The organism is Maricaulis sp. (assembly GCF_030149235.1).
Lineage (GTDB): Bacteria > Pseudomonadota > Alphaproteobacteria > Caulobacterales > Maricaulaceae > Maricaulis.
On record NZ_JASBRW010000007.1, the window covers coordinates 1 to 15,308 of the forward strand.

Genomic DNA, 15,308 nt, shown 5'->3' on the forward strand with positions numbered 1-15,308 from the left:
CACCCCAATGGACCTCGTCCGGGGTCGGCCCCGTTTCTCCATGCGTTGATTGATCATGACCGAAGAAACCGCTTCCCTGCCTGCCCTGTTTGAAGGCCTGCAGCGCCTCACCCTTCAGGATCTGAAGGAAAAGAAACCCACAGAACTCCTGGAAATGGCCGAGGCCCTCGAGATCGAGAACGCCTCATCCTTGCGAAAACAGGGCATGATGTTCGCCATCCTCAAGGCCTGCGCCGAGCATGATCTCGAGATCCACGGCGGCGGCGTGCTGGAAGTCCTGCAGGACGGCTTCGGCTTCCTGCGCTCTCCGGAATCCAATTATCTGGCCGGCCCGGATGATATCTATGTTTCACCGACCCAGATCCGCAAATTCGGTCTGCGCACCGGTGATACGGTCGAAGGTGAAGTTCGCAGTCCGCGCGACGGTGAACGCTATTTTGCCCTCCTGAAGGTCAATTCGATTAATTTCCAGGAACCGGAAAAGGCGCGCCACAAGGTCCATTTCGACAATCTCACACCGCTTTATCCCGAAAGCCGCTTCGTTATGGAGCAGGTTGATCCGACGGTGAAGGATCGTTCCGGCCGGGTGATCGATATCGTGTCCCCGCTCGGCAAGGGCCAGCGTGGTTTGATTGTCGCGCCGCCGCGGACCGGTAAGACGGTTCTCCTGCAGAATATTGCTCACGCGATCGAGACCAATCACCCCGATTGCTTCCTCATGGTCCTGCTTATCGATGAGCGCCCGGAGGAAGTGACCGATATGCAGCGCACGGTGAAGGGTGAGGTGATTTCCTCAACCTTCGACGAGCCGGCCACGCGCCACGTCCAGGTCGCGGAAATGGTCATTGAGAAGGCCAAGCGCCTGGTCGAACATGGCCGTGATGTCGTCATCCTACTGGACTCCATCACCCGCCTTGGCCGGGCCTATAACACCGTGGTTCCGTCCTCAGGCAAGGTCTTGACCGGTGGTGTGGATGCCAATGCCCTGCAGCGTCCCAAGCGCTTCTTCGGTGCCGCACGGAATATCGAAAATGGTGGTTCGCTGACCATTATCGCCACCGCACTGATCGATACGGGATCGCGCATGGACGAGGTCATCTTCGAGGAATTCAAGGGTACGGGTAACTCCGAAGTCGTGCTCGACCGTAAGGTCGCTGACAAGCGTGTCTTCCCGGCGATCGATATTCTCAAGTCCGGTACGCGTAAGGAAGAGCTTCTGGTTGATCGCAGTCAGCTGCAGAAAATGTATGTCCTGCGCCGTATCCTCAATCCGATGGGCGCCCAGGACGCGATCGAATTCCTGCTCGACAAGCTGCGTCAGACCAAATCGAATGACGAATTCTTCGATTCCATGAACACCTAGGACGCAAGTCCTGGCGGATGAATGAAGCGGCGGTCCATTGGGCCGCCGTTTTCGTATGTGCTTTGGGTCTGGCTTTTCCGGCCGCCCCGCGCTTGGATCGCGCCACCTTCAGTTCAAACGGATACGACATGACCGACGCTCCCGATCTTGCCCTCTTCCACGCCCCGCACACCCGCTCGATCCGAGTCCTCATGCTGCTTGAGGAAATGGGTCTCGAGCATGTCGTGGAGGCCGCGCCCTATCACGAAACCGGCGAGAAGCTGGAGGCATACAAGAAATTCCACCCGCTGGGAAAAATACCGGCGCTGCGCGATGGTGATGAAGCGATCTTCGAGAGCAACGCGATTTTGCAATATATTCTCGGACGTTATGGACCGTCAGATCTTGAGGTGAAGCCCGAGGAAGCCGATTATGGCCGTTATCTGCAATGGCTGCATTTCGGTGAGGGCGGGATGACCATCCCGGTCTCCCTGCTCCTGGCGCACACCTTCATGCTGCCGGAAGACCAGCGCAATCCAGGCACGGCGAAATGGGCCCGCGCGGAAGTCGACAAGACGCTTGCCGTTCTCGGTGAAGCCGGTCTTGAACAGGGCCGAGAATATCTCGCCGGCAATCGTCTCACCGCGGCCGATATCTCGGTCGTCTACATGCTCTACCTTCTCAAACTGATCAAACAGTTCGATGGAGCGCCGGAGGCTGTGAAATCCTATTTCAAGCGCATCACCGGTCGCGACAGCTGGAAGAAGGCGACGGCCTAGTCGATGATGCGGCTTTGCAGCCGGTCATTGATATCCAGCGCATAGCGATCGGATACGGGAATACGGCTGCCATTGGCGAGCTCGACTTCCCTCACCCGGTCGCCGCGCGACTTGGTGCTGGCGACATAGGCGGGATTGATCAGGTGCGAACGATGCACCCGGACAAACCCGCTTTGCGCCAGTTTCTCACTCAGGGAGGACATGGTCGCGCGGTGCAGCACTTCGCGGCCAGCTAGGCGCAGGGCGATATAATTGCCCTGCGCGGTGGCGCCCTGGATATCGGTCAGCGGGATGAACTCGGTGCCGCTGGTCGAACGTACGGCAATGGACGGCGCGGCCTCCATCGGGGCATGCGGGTCAAATTCCGGGCGCGGCCGCATTTGCCGGCCCGCGAGATAGGTCGCCACTAGCAAGACCCCGTCCCAGAGCCAGCTGGTCAGGGTCCAGCTGCCCCAGACGTCGAAGATGGTGCGGTCATTGCCAAAAGAGAGCAGGAAACCGTTGAACAGTCCGGAAATCGGCAGGGTGATGGCCGCTGCGATCGCGGCCGTGGCCACTGTGGGCATAAGCCCCTTATTGGTGTCCCGGGCGCCGTAGAGATAGACCACCGGCATCATGAACAGCCAGGGCAGGAAGCCCAGCGCCCAGCCACGCAGGTAAGTCCAATAGGGCAGGTGTTCGCCGGCCCGCTGGCCGTCGATATATCCGGAAAAGGAGAACAGCACGACCATGGTCGCCCAGATGGTCGCGGTGGTCAGCAATAAGGACCGGTCAGTTTTGAGCCGCGGTAGGTGCGGCAGTGTGGAATCAAGAATGGCCACGAAAACGCTCTCTACGTCGTGTCGGTAAAGACAGTGATTTCTAGCCCGAGCCCGCCGAGCTTAGCATGGGCCGGACGCGAGCCAAGCGTTCCGGGTGCGGCCGCTGGTGCTAGAAACGCAGATGCTGCGCCAGGAAACTCATGGTGCGGCCATCCGCGAGCACGGCGTTGTCTCGGTCATAATGTGTCCCGTCGGTGCGGGCGAAGGCATGATCCATCTCCGGATAATCATGCAATTGCGTCATCGGGTGATCATCGAGGCCCTCATGCATGGCGACTTGTTGATCGGCCGGGACGAATTCATCCTTGCCGGCAATGTGCAGCATGAGCGGTTTGCTGATCGACTTGGCTTCATCCAGTCGATTGGCGATAGCGACCCCGTAATAGCCGACCGACGCATCCGACTTGGTCCGGGTGGCGGAGAGATAGGCGAGCTGGCCGCCGAGGCAGTAACCGATCGTTCCGACCTTGCCGGAACAGGCTTGATGGCCGCGGATGGCCTCGATCGAGGTATCGATGTCCTTCATGCCATTGTCGACGCTGAAGGCGTTGAATAACTCGAATGCCCGGGCCCATTCTGCCTCGGTCTTGTCGGTCAGCTGGATACCCGGCTCGATGCGCCAGAACAGGTCGGGGCAAAACGCGACATATCCTTCCTTAGCCAGCGCGTCACACTTGGCCCGCATGTCCGCATTGACGCCGAATATTTCCTGCAGGAGCACGACGGCCGGGGCCGGCGTTTGCTCGGGCAGGGCGAGATAACCGGAGAAGTTTCCGTCGGGACCTGAAATCTGAATATCTTGACCGGACATGGCGGGCTCCTATTGATAGCGTGTATCCTGAAGCGAAACAGCGAGGCCGACATGAAGGTTACGATCGATATCGAATGCACGCCGGTAGAGGCGCGCGCCTTTTTGGGTCTGCCCGATGTCTCGACCTTGAATGACCGAATGGTCGAGGAAATGGTGCGTCGGATGGAAGCTAATATGGACTCGCTTGAGCCGGAAGCTCTGATGCGCCAATGGACGGCTTTCGGCGGCCAGATGACCGATAATTTCATGAGTTTCATGCAGCAGGCAGCCAGTTCCGGCGTGCCCAAGACTGATAAATAAGACGTGGAAACAACAATTTACGCACTCTCCACCGCACCGGGCCGGGCTGGTGTGGCGATTATCCGTATTTCCGGGCCCAAGGCGGGCGATGTGCTTGACGTAATGACGGCCGGGCGCCGGCCCGCCGCGCGCGGCGCTGCGCTGCGCCGGCTGCAGAATACCGAGGGCGAGGTTTTCGATGAGGCCCTGGTGCTTTGGTTTCCCGGACCGGCAAGCTTTACCGGCGAGGATTGTGCCGAATTGCAGGTCCATGGGGGGCTCGCGGTTATCGAGACAGCTTTCGAGACTCTGGAGACGTTGGGTTGCGTGCCCGCGGAAGCGGGCGAGTTCACCCGCCGCGCTTTCGAGAATGACCGCATTGACCTGACCGAGGCAGAAGGCCTTGCCGATCTGATCGAAGCCGAGACGGAGGGTCAGAGACGCCAGGCGCTGGCACAGATGACCGGTGCCCTGCGCGGGCTTTATGAGGAGTGGCGCGAGTCTCTTATCTCCATCCTGGCTTCGGTTGAGGGCGAGATCGATTTCCCCGATGAGGGTGATGTCCCCGACGCCCTGTCGCACCGTGCCTTCGAACCCCTGGTCATCCTCATCGCCTCCATGCAGGAGCATCTCGATGATGGACGGCGGGGCGAGCGCATCCGCACCGGTTTTACCATCGCCCTGATCGGTGCGCCCAACGCCGGGAAGTCGAGCCTCCTGAACAAGCTGGCCGGACGGGATGCGGCGATCGTCACGGATATTCCGGGCACGACTCGCGACATCATCGAGGTGCGCGTCACCATGGGTGGTTATCCTGTGATCATCTCCGATACGGCCGGACTGCGCGAAGCGGTGGATGCAGTCGAGGCAGAGGGTGTGAAACGGGCCCTCGATCGCGCGGTGCAGGCCGATCTGCGGATCGGCGTCGTTGATGCGCGCTCGGATGAGGAGCTGGCAGACCTCCAGGGCCGGCTGCATGATGATGATCTTCTGGTTCTCAACAAGCTCGATCTTGCGCCGGGCGCGTCCGCTGACGGGGCCTATCCGCTCAGTGCAAAGTCGGGGGAAGGCATCAGTGATCTTGAAGCCCGGATCGAGGCGATCGTCCAGGAGCGGCTTTCGGCGCGCGAGCTGCCCGCCCTGTCGCGGGCGCGGCACCGCAAGAATGTGGAGACCGCTTCAGAAGCGCTCGGTCGGGCCTTGAGCCAGCTGGCGGCGGCGCCGGAACTGGCCGGTGAAGATATCCGCTTGGCGATCCGCTCGCTGGAAAGCCTCACTGGCCGGGTTGATGTCGAGGATGTGCTCGACCGGGTGTTCAGCCAATTCTGCATCGGCAAGTAAGTCCGGTTTCACCGTGTGCACTGTTTCACGTGAAACACTCTGGCGCCGGGCTCGACTCTTGGGCCGCCCAGCCTTATATCCAGCGCCTCTTTAGGGGCAGCGAAACAGGTGCGATCTGGCCATGTCGGCGGAGTGGGATGTCATAGTCATCGGCGGGGGTCATGCCGGCTGTGAGGCGGCGGCCGCGTCTGCGCGCGCGGGTGCGCGCACCCTGCTTTTGACCCACAAGCTGGAAACCATTGGCGAGATGTCGTGCAACCCGGCCATAGGCGGTCTCGGCAAGGGCCATCTCGTGCGCGAGATTGATGCCCTCGACGGGATTATGGGGCGGATTTCTGATGTCTCCGGCATTCAGTTCCGTCTGCTCAACCGTTCAAAGGGCCCTGCTGTTCGCGGTCCGCGTACCCAGTCCGACCGCAAGCTTTACCGCGAGGCGATGCAAGCCGAACTGGCCGCAACGGTTAACCTCACGATCGAGGCGGGAGCGGTCGAAGATCTGATCTTTGATGAGGGTGTGTGCAAGGGGGCGATCTGTAGTGATGGGCGTGAGTACCGGGCCCATGGCGTGGTGCTGACGACGGGGACCTTCCTCAAGGGCATGATTCATCGGGGCCAGGAGCGCATCCCGGCGGGGCGTGTCAATGAGGCGCCGTCGATTGGACTGTCTGACACGCTCTATGGTCTGGGCCTACAGATGGGCCGCCTCAAGACCGGCACGCCGGCGCGGCTGAGGAAGTCGTCCATTTCCTGGGAGGAGCTGGATATGCAGCCGGCCGATCCCGATCCCGTGCCCTTCTCGTTCATGACCGACAAGATCACGGTGCCTCAGATTGAATGCGGTATCTCCCGGACGACGGAAGAGACGCACCGGATCATCTCCGAGAATATCGACCAGTCGGCGGTGTATAGCGGGGCGATTGCGGGTCGCGGGCCGCGCTATTGTCCCTCGATCGAGGACAAGGTCGTGCGCTTTGCTGACCGGACCAGCCACCAGATTTTTCTGGAACCTGAGGGTCTCGACGATGATACAGTCTACCCCAACGGTATTTCTTCCTCTTTGCCGGATGATGTCCAGGACGCTTTCCTGCGGACCATTCCCGGCCTGGCGAATGTCGAGGTCGTCCGCTACGGCTATGCCATCGAGTATGATTATGTCGATCCGCGCGAGCTCGACGCCACCCTGCAATTGCGCAAGGCGCCGGGCCTGTGGCTGGCGGGGCAGATCAATGGCACCACCGGTTATGAGGAAGCCGCAGCCCAGGGTCTGATGGCCGGGCTCAATGCGGCCTTTGCGGCCGAGGGAAAGGATCCGCTGATCCTGTCGCGCTCGGAAGCCTATATCGGCGTCATGATCGACGATCTGATCACCCGGGGCGTCACCGAACCTTATCGCATGTTCACCTCCCGAGCCGAATACCGCCTGATGCTGCGCGCGGACAACGCGGACCAGCGTCTGACGGAGAAGGCCATCGAGCTCTGCTTTGCCGGCCCGGCGCGGATCGAGCGTTTCCAGACGAAGATGGGTGAGCTTGAGCGCGCGCGTGAGATGGCGCGGTCGCGATCTCTGACACCACCGGAAGCCAAGAAGGCAGGCATCTCCGTCAACGCCGATGGCAAGCGCCGCAATGTCTTCGACCTGCTCGCCTATCCCGACGTCGACTGGGATATGATCACCGCAGTCTGGCCCGAGCTGGCTGAGCTGTCGGAGGAGACCGTCGAGCAGATCGAGATTGATGCGCTTTATTCCGGTTATCTCGAGCGTCAACAGGCCGACATCCTGGCGTTCCGGCGTGATGAAGCGGTGCGGATCCCGACCGGTTTTGACTTCGGTTCGGTGGGTGGCCTCTCCAATGAGGCGCGCGAGAAGCTCGAGCGCGCGCGCCCTGAAACGCTGGGACAGGCCTCCCGTATTGAAGGGGTGACACCGGGCGCCCTGACGGCCGTGCTCGCCCACCTGAAACGCAAACAGAAAGACGCCAGCTAATGACGCGCGAGGAGTTTGCCGAGCTCAACGGTGTTTCACGTGAAACATTGGAGGCGTTCGAGACCTGGCGCGAGCTTCTGGTCGAAACAAATGCCCATACCAATCTGGTCGGCCGGTCAACGCTGGAGGATTTCTGGACCCGGCATGCCGATGACAGTTTCCAGCTCATGCCCCTGATCGGGCCCGAGGTGAAGCGCATTGCGGACCTGGGTGCCGGAGCCGGCTTCCCGGGCCTGGCCATCGCGTTGGGCCTGCGTGATCGCGGCCAGGATGCCAAGGTCACGCTGGTCGACAGTGTCGGCAAGAAAATGGCCTTCGTGCGCAAGGTTATCGCCGCGACGGGTGTGCCGGCCGAGGCCAAGGCGATTCGAGTCGAAACGCTCGATCCGTCGGAACACTTCGATCTCGTCACGGCCCGGGCCTTCGCTCCGCTTCATAAATTATTGGATTACGCCGCGCCCCTGTTGAAAAACGGGGCTTCCGGCCTCTTTCTGAAGGGCCGGAACTACCAGGATGAATTGACCGAAGCCCGTAAAAACTGGACATTCGAAGCCGAAGTCATACCCAGTCGCACCAGCGATGGGGTGATCTTGCGGATCGACGAGGTTCAGCGTGTTAAATGAGGCCGAGCGCTCCGGCGCCCCGAGAATTATCGCCGTAGCCAACCAGAAGGGGGGCGTCGGCAAGACCACGACCGCGATTAATCTGGGCACCGCCCTGGCCGCGATCAAGCAGAAGGTGGTGATCATCGACCTGGACCCCCAGGGCAATGCCTCAACCGGGCTGGGTGTACCGCCATCGGCGCGCTCGGTTACCGCTTTTGACTTGCTGGTTGGCGATGAAAGCATGCAGTCGGCAATCACGCCGACCGTGGTTCCGGGCCTGTCGATTATCCCGTCCGACGTGCTTTTGTCAGGAGCTGAGCTTGAGCTCGCCAATGATAATCGTCGGTCCTATAAGCTCAAGCGGGCTATTGAGACCTATGTGGCCGAGGCGGCGCGTGACAGGGTCGATTATGTCCTGATCGATTGTCCGCCTTCGCTCAACGTCCTCACGGTCAATGCGCTGACGGCGGCCGATTCCATTCTCGTCCCGTTGCAGTGTGAGTTCTTCGCCTTGGAAGGCCTGACGCAATTGCTCAAGACAGTCGAGCGCGTGCGTGGACACCTCAACGGATCCCTCGATATTCAGGGCGTTGTCCTGACCATGTATGACGGTCGCAACAACCTCTCGGCCGAGGTCGAGGCCGATGTGCGCGAGCATTTCGGTGACAAGGTCTACAAGACCGTGATTCCGCGCAATGTCCGCGTTTCTGAGGCGCCCTCTGTGGGTAAGCCGGTCTTGCTCTATGACCTGAACTGCGCCGGCTCGAAGGCTTATGTCTCGCTGGCCAAGGAAGTGGTGCGCCAGGAGCGCAAACGTAAAACCCTGCAGGAAGGTGAGATCGCATGAGCCCGGCTGAGAAGAACAAGAGACTGGGGCGGGGCCTGTCAGCGCTTCTGGGTGAGACCGATACAGAGGATTACGCTCCGGCGGCTTCCACCGGTAGTGCTGCTGAGGCACCGCGCGGTGGCGTCTCGACCCTGCCGATCGAGCTGATCCAGCCCAATCCCGACCAGCCGCGCAAGACCATGACCGAAGCCGAGCTCGATGCGCTGGCGGAGTCGATCGCAGACAAGGGTATTGTTCAGCCCATCCTGGTGCGCCCGATCAAGGGTGATCGCTATGAGATCGTTGCCGGCGAACGCCGCTGGCGAGCGGCGCAGCGGGCCCGTCTGCACGAGGTTCCGGCCCTGGTGCGCGAGCTCACAGATCGGGAAACACTGGAAATCGGCATTGTCGAGAATGTCCAGCGCGCCGATCTCAATCCGGTTGAAGAGGCGCAGGCCTATAAACAGCTCGTCGAGCGTTTCGGTCATACCCAGGATGAGGTTGCCAAGGCGGTCTCCAAAAGCCGCAGCCATGTCGCCAACATGATGCGCCTGCTTGCCCTCCCCGACAGTGTCCTGGCCCATCTCGCCGAGGGGCGGCTCTCCGCCGGTCATGCCCGGGCGATCGCGACGGCCCCGAATGCGGCCGTTCTCGCCGACAATATCGTGGCCCGGGGTCTGTCTGTTCGTGAAGCCGAGAAACTGGCCAAGTCGGGTGAAGCGGTTCCGGCCACCAGCAAGGGTGTGAAATCGCCAGCCGGGAAGGATGCCGATACCCGGGCCCTCGAGGCGGACATCGCCGCACGGCTCGGATTGTCGGTCGACATCCGTCATGGAGCGAAAGGCGGTGAAATCCGCGTTCACTACCAGACATTGGAGCAATTGGATGATGTATGCCGACGGTTGAGCGGCCAGGGCTGAAACCCCTCGATCAGCGTCGCGCTCTCGCGGCGCCACGGGCCAATCGAAGGGCCAACTCCCCGATAAGCGCCTCTGAGGGGCTCCCAGAGCGCTTCAAATCGCGCTCCAAATCGAAGGCCAGCTGCCGTGCAGCGTCCAGGCGCCGTCCCTGCCAGAAGCCCATTTGTCGTTTAAATTGAGTGGCTTGTGGGCCAAAGCGCGGGGCACCTGACCGCGCGATGGCGGCCTCGTTTCCGCCTGCCGCGTGAACCACACCGAATTGATCCAAACGACGCTGCATGGCCCGTAAAATTGCAACCGGAGACATGCCGCTACTGATCGCACGCGTCATGGCTTTATCGAGCCCGGTCACGTCGCCATCGAAGAGCGGAGCGATCACACCGTCCAGAGCGCTGTCGCCATGATCGGCCGCGACGGCTTCAATGTCGGCGGCAGAGATCTCATCTGCCCCTTCGCCGCGCTGGCTGCGAAGTCCCTTGTAGAGGATCAGCTTCTCGATCTCGCCGCGCGCCAGGGCCCGATCACCTTCAAGCCGCGGCAGCCAAGCTGAGCGGGCATCGCTGCTCAGGCTCAGGCCTTCTTCGCCGAGCACCTGGTCGACCAGAGACCCCAGTGAATGCAGATTGTCAGCGTAGCAGGCGATGGCGGCGCCATGGCGTGCCGGCTCGAAGGCCTTGCGCAGTTTCCCGCGCGGGGTCAGGTCTCCGCTCTCGACGATCAGCTTGGCTTCTGCCCGGCCCTCTCCGGCTTCAATACCGGCCAGGACCTCTAGCACGGGCCCTGAACCGGTTTCGCCATTGAGGCGGACCCGGACCAGGCGTTCGCCGCCGGTCAGTGACATGGCGGCCATCGCATCGGCCAGGGCCGCACCGTCGGCCTTGAGGTCTTCTTCGGTCAGGACGGTCAGGGCGAACGGGTCGTCCCGATCTGTGAGGAGGGTCTTGGCCAGTGTATCGGCCCGCTCCTTGGCGAGACCGCGGTCTGGACCGAAAATCAGATACGCCTGGATGCCATGATCGGGCCGTGTGACCGCAGCATCCGCATCTCTCGGAGAGATCTTCACGCGATTACTGCCGCGCTGCCAGCTCGCCGGTCAGGGAGGCACGCGCGAGTTCCATGGCAATCCGCTCGGCGGCGAGCTGGGCCGCGCGAATCTCGGCGTCTTCCTGCGCCGCCACCGAGGAATAGACCTCGCGAGCCACGTTATAGGACGCTTCTACGGATACCCGCCCTTCGAGTTCCGGCTCGGTCGCATGGCCCAAATAAAGGCGGTAATCCACGCGCATGCCGACCGCAAAACGCTGGGCGATGGCGTCTGCGCCGATCCCCAGTGCCATACGGCTCGAGCTCGATTCCGTAACCAGGCGATAGGGACCGTCGGCATGGCGCGCATCCATTTCGTCCAATAGAGCCTCCTGCAGGTAGAAATCAATGCGCTCACGGCCGGTCTCGACGATAATGTCAGACAGGTTCCGGGCCGCGCTCCCGCTGCCATACATGGGCGTGAAACCGCAGGCCGTCAGGGCAAGACAGACCAGGCTGGTCAACAGAATGGAAGGTGTCTTGCTGGTGCGCATGGCGTTAACTCGCAACGATGTTGACGATCCTGTCCGGGACGACGATCACTTTGCGTATCGTAAGACCTTCCAGCGTCCGCGCCACCCCCTGATCGGCGAGCGCCGCTGTTTTTACGCTGTCCTGGTCGCTGCCCCGAGCAATGGTCAGTTCACCGCGCTTCTTGCCATTGACCTGGATCGGCATCAGCACGCTGTCTTCGACCAGGAGTGCCAGATCGGCTTCAGGCCAGGGCGCGTCCAGCACCAGGCCTTCGCCACCGAGCTTTTCCCACGCCTCTTCCGCGAGGTGCGGGATGAAGGGGGCAATCAGGCGAACCAGAATACCCAGGCTCTCGGCGCGTGCGGCCAGGCTGGCCACGTCATCGGCCTTGAACTTGCGCAGCACGTTGACGAGATCGTGGATCTGGGCGACGGCCGAGTTGAAGCGGAAGCCTTCAATGGCGTCGGTGACCGACTCGGCGGCCTTGTGCGCCGCCTTGCGGGCGTCCAGAGCCGCACCGCTGGCATCGTCGGCAACCGTCATCGGACCCGGTGCGCCTTCAGGCAGGTCGGTGATCGTGGTCCACAGGCGCTGAATGAAGCGCCAGACGCCTTCCACACCGCTGTCGGTATATTCGACATCCCGTTCCGGTGGGCTGTCGGACAGCACGAACCAGCGCGCTGCATCCGCCCCGTAATCCTCGATGAAAGCGTCGAGATCGACGACATTCTTCTTGGACTTGGACATTTTCTCGATCGAGCCGACCGTCACCGGACCACCATTGGCAATCTCGATATGCTTGTCACCCTGGCGCTCGACCTCGGTCGGCAGCAGCCAGCGGCCATCGTCCGACTTGTAGGTTTCATGCGTGACCATCCCCTGGGTGAACAGCCCGGCGAAGGGCTCGCCGTCTTCCATATTCATCAGCCCGGCATCATTGAGCGCGCGGGTGACGAAACGGGCATAGAGCAGGTGCAGGATGGCGTGCTCGATCCCGCCGACATACTGGTCGACCGGCATCCACGCCTTGGCGACCTCGGGGTCGAAGGGCGCATCCTCGCGCCAGGGCGAGGTGAAGCGCAGGAAATACCAGGACGAGCACACGAAGGTGTCGAGCGTGTCGGTCTCGCGCTTGGCCGGCGCTCCGCATTCGGGACAATCGACATGGCGCCATTCGTCATGCCGGTCGAGCGGATTGCCCGGCTTGTCGAAGGTGACGTCGTCGGGCAGGCGCACGGGCAGGAATTCTTCCGGCACCGGCACCGCGCCGCAATTGTCGCAATGGATGATCGGGATCGGACAGCCCCAATAGCGCTGACGCGACACCAGCCAGTCGCGCAGGCGATAGGTGGTGGCCCCTTCGCCCAGCTTGCGCGATTCCAGCTCGGCGATGGCGCGCTCAATCCCGTCCTCGGTCGACAAGCCGTCGAGAAAGCGGGAATTGAACAGCGTCCCGCCTTCCGTATAGGCCTCGTCGGATACTGTGTAGGTCTTGGGATCGGCGCCCTTGGGCAGCACGACAGGCGTGACGGGCAGATCGTAGTTGCGCGCGAAATCGAGGTCGCGCTGGTCGCCGGCGGGAGACCCGAAAATGGCACCCGTCCCGTAAGTCGACAGGACGAAATTCGCGGTCCAGACCGGTATTTCCCACGATTTGTCGAACGGGTGGCGAACTTTCAGCCCGAGATCCAGGCCGCGCTTGGGGGCCTTTTCGATCTCTTCCTCGCTGACGCCCGTGCGGCGGCAATAATCCTGGAAGGATTCAATCGCAGGGTCGTCCTCCGCCAGGGCGGTCGTGATGACGTGGTCGGGTGCCAGCGCCAGGAAGCTGGCACCGAACAGGGTATCCGGACGCGTGGTGAAGACTTCAATGCCTTCGCAGCCATAGCGCCTGACGTCTTCCTTCTCCACGAAGGGGAATAGCACCCGCGCCCCGCGCGAGCGCCCGATCCAGTTGCGCTGCATCAGCCGGACCTTTTCCGGCCAGCGATCCAGCGTGTCGATGCCATCGAGCAATTCGTCGGCGTAGTCGGTGATCTTGAAGAACCACTGGTCGAGCTCGCGCTGGACAACCATGGCGCCCGAGCGCCAGCCGCGCCCGTCGACACCCTGCTCGTTGGCCAGGACGGTCTGGTCGACCGGGTCCCAGTTCACCTTGGCCTTCTTGCGATGGACCAGCCCGCGCTCGAACAGCTTGATGAAAATGGCCTGCTGGTGCTTGTAATAATCCGGCTCGCAGGTCGCGATCTCGCGCGTCCAGTCGATCGCCAGGCCGAGGCGCTTCAGCTGGCCGCGCATGACGCGGATATTTTCCAGTGTCCAGTCACGCGGATGCACACCGCGTTCGCGGGCCGCGTTCTCGGCCGGAAGGCCGAATGCGTCCCACCCCATCGGGTGCAGGACATCGAAGCCCTTGGCGCGCTTGTAGCGGGCCACGACATCGCCCATCGCGTAATTGCGCGAATGGCCGACATGGATGCGCCCCGACGGGTAGGGGAACATCTCCAGCACATAGTATTTTTCGCGATCCGGGCGGGTCGGGTCACCGGCCTTGTCGATGCCGGCCTCGGCCCAGGCGGCCTGCCATTGCGGCTCGGCCTCGCGGGGATTGTAACGGGTCATGTCGTGGCGCCCTCAGTCAGTCAGGGCGCGACCGGACAGCGCTCGTCTTATTCGGATTCCAGATTGGAAATCCGCAATTGGCGAGCACGGGTCAGGATCGCGTTTTCGATTTCGACAGCGGTTTCCGGGCTGACGGTGACGTCCACCCAGTTGCCACTTCCCTGGCTCTCCTGTCGGAAAACCCGGACGGACAGCGCATCGGCGCGCAGGCGTGTATCGAGAATGTAGACCGTGACCTTGAAACGCTCGCTCGGCAGTTCCGGATTGGCGTACCAGTCCGTGATGATGACGCCGCCGAACGGATCGACTTCCTGCAGCGGCATGAAGCTGATCGTGTCGAGGCTGGCGCGCCACAGATAGGAATTGACACCGATGCCGGCGACTTCGTTGGAGCCACCGCCCCCGAAGCTGGGAATGCGGAGCCCTCCGCGATTGTTCTCGGAGTCCGCATTGTCTCCGCCGCGAAGCGAGGAACAGGCGGGTGACAGGACCAGAATGGCGGCGAGAATCGCCCACAGGATCGGCTGACGGACAGTCATCGTGAAAAGGCTCCTTGAAACGGCGCGAAACAGAACACGGAACGCGGCCGCGTCGCAAGACGGGATCGCTCTATAGCATGCAATCGGCAGTGCGCCACCGGGGCTATGTGTTTCTGTTTCCGCTGCCTTTGAACACCCCCGAATCCCGGCCCGTCCACCGGCGCCCCCTGTGACCCCGCTGCCACATGCGCCATCTTCTTGCCGTATTTCGTGTCGGGCCGCCTTGACCCGAACCGGTCATCAGGGTCCTTTCATACGCGAACGTCCGGGGGGACGGGGCCGACCGGTGAGGCCGCGAGCGACCATGATGCGGACGACGGAAATACTTTTTTCCGCGCTCCTGCTGTCGGTACTCGCGGCCACGCCATCGACCGCCACCACACAATCCAGCTCAACTGACACGTTCGGCCCGTTTCGCATCGAAACGGGGGCCGACCTGTCTCTGGCTGCGGGAGCGGGCGACACCGATCCTGTTTCAGACGGGCTCCTCGCGGACCTCGATGCCTTCCTCGATGCCGAGGCCATCACCGATTCGGGCCTTCGCTGGGGTGCGCGCTTCCGCTTGCGTGCCCAGCGCGACCACGGGCGCAGCGGCTTTGCCGACCGGGCCGGGGACTGCGCCCTCGCCACGTCCGCTTGCCCCGTCTCCGGCACAATCCTCCTGCGGTCCCTGGCGACCGGGCGCTACGTTTCCGCTCCGCGCCCGGACGAGGACGGCCGCGTGGCCCTGGAATCGGCGCACGTCTTCGTGCGAGGCGGATGGGGAGAGGTGCGCGCTGGCCTGACACCCGGCGCGGCGTCTGTCGAGGCATTGCCCGGCGTCAGCGCCATGCGCACGCTGCGGCTCGATGGCGGGGCGCTTGATCCGGGCGGCCATGCGGC

15 protein-coding genes are annotated in these 15,308 nt (G+C 62.3%); 9 read left to right on the forward strand and 6 right to left on the reverse strand.

Annotated features, from left to right (window positions below; translation table 11 throughout):
* Nucleotides 1-55 precede the first annotated feature (55 nt).
* Both rho and Q1V51_RS01395 read left to right on the forward strand, forming a co-directional pair.
* Nucleotides 56-1,363, forward strand: coding sequence for a transcription termination factor Rho (gene rho, locus Q1V51_RS01390; protein ID WP_300551962.1), 1,308 nt, complete (start codon nucleotides 56-58; stop codon nucleotides 1,361-1,363).
* Nucleotides 1,364-1,491: 128 nt separating this feature from the next.
* Nucleotides 1,492-2,121, forward strand: coding sequence for a glutathione S-transferase family protein (locus tag Q1V51_RS01395; protein ID WP_300551964.1), 630 nt, complete (start codon nucleotides 1,492-1,494; stop codon nucleotides 2,119-2,121).
* Here Q1V51_RS01395 and Q1V51_RS01400 read toward each other — a convergent pair.
* Together Q1V51_RS01400 and Q1V51_RS01405 are read right to left on the reverse strand one after the other, a co-directional pair.
* Entirely contained in the window at nucleotides 2,118-2,942 is an 825-nt protein-coding gene (locus Q1V51_RS01400) for a LytTR family DNA-binding domain-containing protein (protein ID WP_300551965.1), read from the reverse strand. The two genes, Q1V51_RS01395 and Q1V51_RS01400, sit on opposite strands and share 4 nt — an antisense overlap.
* Before the next feature lie 109 nt (nucleotides 2,943-3,051).
* Nucleotides 3,052-3,753: a dienelactone hydrolase family protein gene (locus Q1V51_RS01405; protein WP_300551967.1), complete on the reverse strand. Its 702-nt coding sequence runs from the start codon at nucleotides 3,751-3,753 to the stop codon at nucleotides 3,052-3,054.
* Nucleotides 3,754-3,804: 51 nt separating this feature from the next.
* On the opposite strand from Q1V51_RS01405, the gene Q1V51_RS01410 reads away from it, so the two are divergent.
* The 6 genes from Q1V51_RS01410 to Q1V51_RS01435 all read left to right on the forward strand — a co-directional run bounded on the left by Q1V51_RS01410 (nucleotide 3,805) and on the right by Q1V51_RS01435 (nucleotide 9,708).
* The gene (locus Q1V51_RS01410; RefSeq protein ID WP_300551969.1) at nucleotides 3,805-4,053 is read left to right on the forward strand and encodes a DUF6489 family protein; all 249 of its coding nucleotides are present in this window, start codon (nucleotides 3,805-3,807) and stop codon (nucleotides 4,051-4,053) included.
* A gap of 3 nt (nucleotides 4,054-4,056) precedes the next feature.
* The gene (mnmE, locus tag Q1V51_RS01415; protein ID WP_300551970.1) at nucleotides 4,057-5,373 is read left to right on the forward strand and encodes a tRNA uridine-5-carboxymethylaminomethyl(34) synthesis GTPase MnmE; all 1,317 of its coding nucleotides are present in this window, start codon (nucleotides 4,057-4,059) and stop codon (nucleotides 5,371-5,373) included.
* A gap of 121 nt (nucleotides 5,374-5,494) precedes the next feature.
* Nucleotides 5,495-7,357: a tRNA uridine-5-carboxymethylaminomethyl(34) synthesis enzyme MnmG gene (gene mnmG / locus Q1V51_RS01420; RefSeq protein WP_300551971.1), complete on the forward strand. Its 1,863-nt coding sequence runs from the start codon at nucleotides 5,495-5,497 to the stop codon at nucleotides 7,355-7,357.
* Nucleotides 7,357-7,980 carry a 16S rRNA (guanine(527)-N(7))-methyltransferase RsmG gene (gene rsmG, locus Q1V51_RS01425; RefSeq protein ID WP_300551973.1) on the forward strand — a complete coding sequence of 208 codons (624 nt, stop codon included), beginning with the start codon at nucleotides 7,357-7,359 and terminating at the stop codon, nucleotides 7,978-7,980. Before mnmG ends, rsmG begins: the two co-directional genes overlap by 1 nt.
* Nucleotides 7,970-8,809: a ParA family protein gene (locus Q1V51_RS01430; RefSeq protein WP_300551975.1), complete on the forward strand. Its 840-nt coding sequence runs from the start codon at nucleotides 7,970-7,972 to the stop codon at nucleotides 8,807-8,809. Before rsmG ends, Q1V51_RS01430 begins: the two co-directional genes overlap by 11 nt.
* Nucleotides 8,806-9,708 carry a ParB/RepB/Spo0J family partition protein gene (locus tag Q1V51_RS01435; RefSeq protein ID WP_300551977.1) on the forward strand — a complete coding sequence of 301 codons (903 nt, stop codon included), beginning with the start codon at nucleotides 8,806-8,808 and terminating at the stop codon, nucleotides 9,706-9,708. Before Q1V51_RS01430 ends, Q1V51_RS01435 begins: the two co-directional genes overlap by 4 nt.
* Before the next feature lie 10 nt (nucleotides 9,709-9,718).
* Here the strand turns inward: Q1V51_RS01435 and holA are convergent, their stop codons facing one another.
* Genes holA through Q1V51_RS01455 form a run of 4 tightly spaced genes read right to left on the reverse strand, consistent with a single transcriptional unit; the run spans nucleotide 9,719 to nucleotide 14,426 of the window.
* Complete coding sequence (gene holA / locus Q1V51_RS01440) at nucleotides 9,719-10,771, reverse strand: DNA polymerase III subunit delta (RefSeq protein ID WP_300551978.1); 1,053 nt, start codon at nucleotides 10,769-10,771, stop codon at nucleotides 9,719-9,721.
* A gap of 4 nt (nucleotides 10,772-10,775) precedes the next feature.
* Nucleotides 10,776-11,285, reverse strand: coding sequence for an LPS assembly lipoprotein LptE (gene lptE, locus Q1V51_RS01445; protein ID WP_300551979.1), 510 nt, complete (start codon nucleotides 11,283-11,285; stop codon nucleotides 10,776-10,778).
* Between the two features lie 4 nt (nucleotides 11,286-11,289).
* Nucleotides 11,290-13,887: a leucine--tRNA ligase gene (gene leuS, locus Q1V51_RS01450; protein WP_300551980.1), complete on the reverse strand. Its 2,598-nt coding sequence runs from the start codon at nucleotides 13,885-13,887 to the stop codon at nucleotides 11,290-11,292.
* A 47-nt stretch (nucleotides 13,888-13,934) separates the two neighbouring features.
* Nucleotides 13,935-14,426, reverse strand: a complete 492-nt coding sequence (locus tag Q1V51_RS01455; protein WP_300551982.1) for a DUF3576 domain-containing protein — start codon at nucleotides 14,424-14,426, stop codon at nucleotides 13,935-13,937.
* A 304-nt stretch (nucleotides 14,427-14,730) separates the two neighbouring features.
* On the opposite strand from Q1V51_RS01455, the gene Q1V51_RS01460 reads away from it, so the two are divergent.
* Nucleotides 14,731-15,308, forward strand: a 578-nt coding sequence (locus Q1V51_RS01460) for a hypothetical protein (RefSeq protein ID WP_300551984.1), incomplete at its 3' end; no start/stop codon positions are given.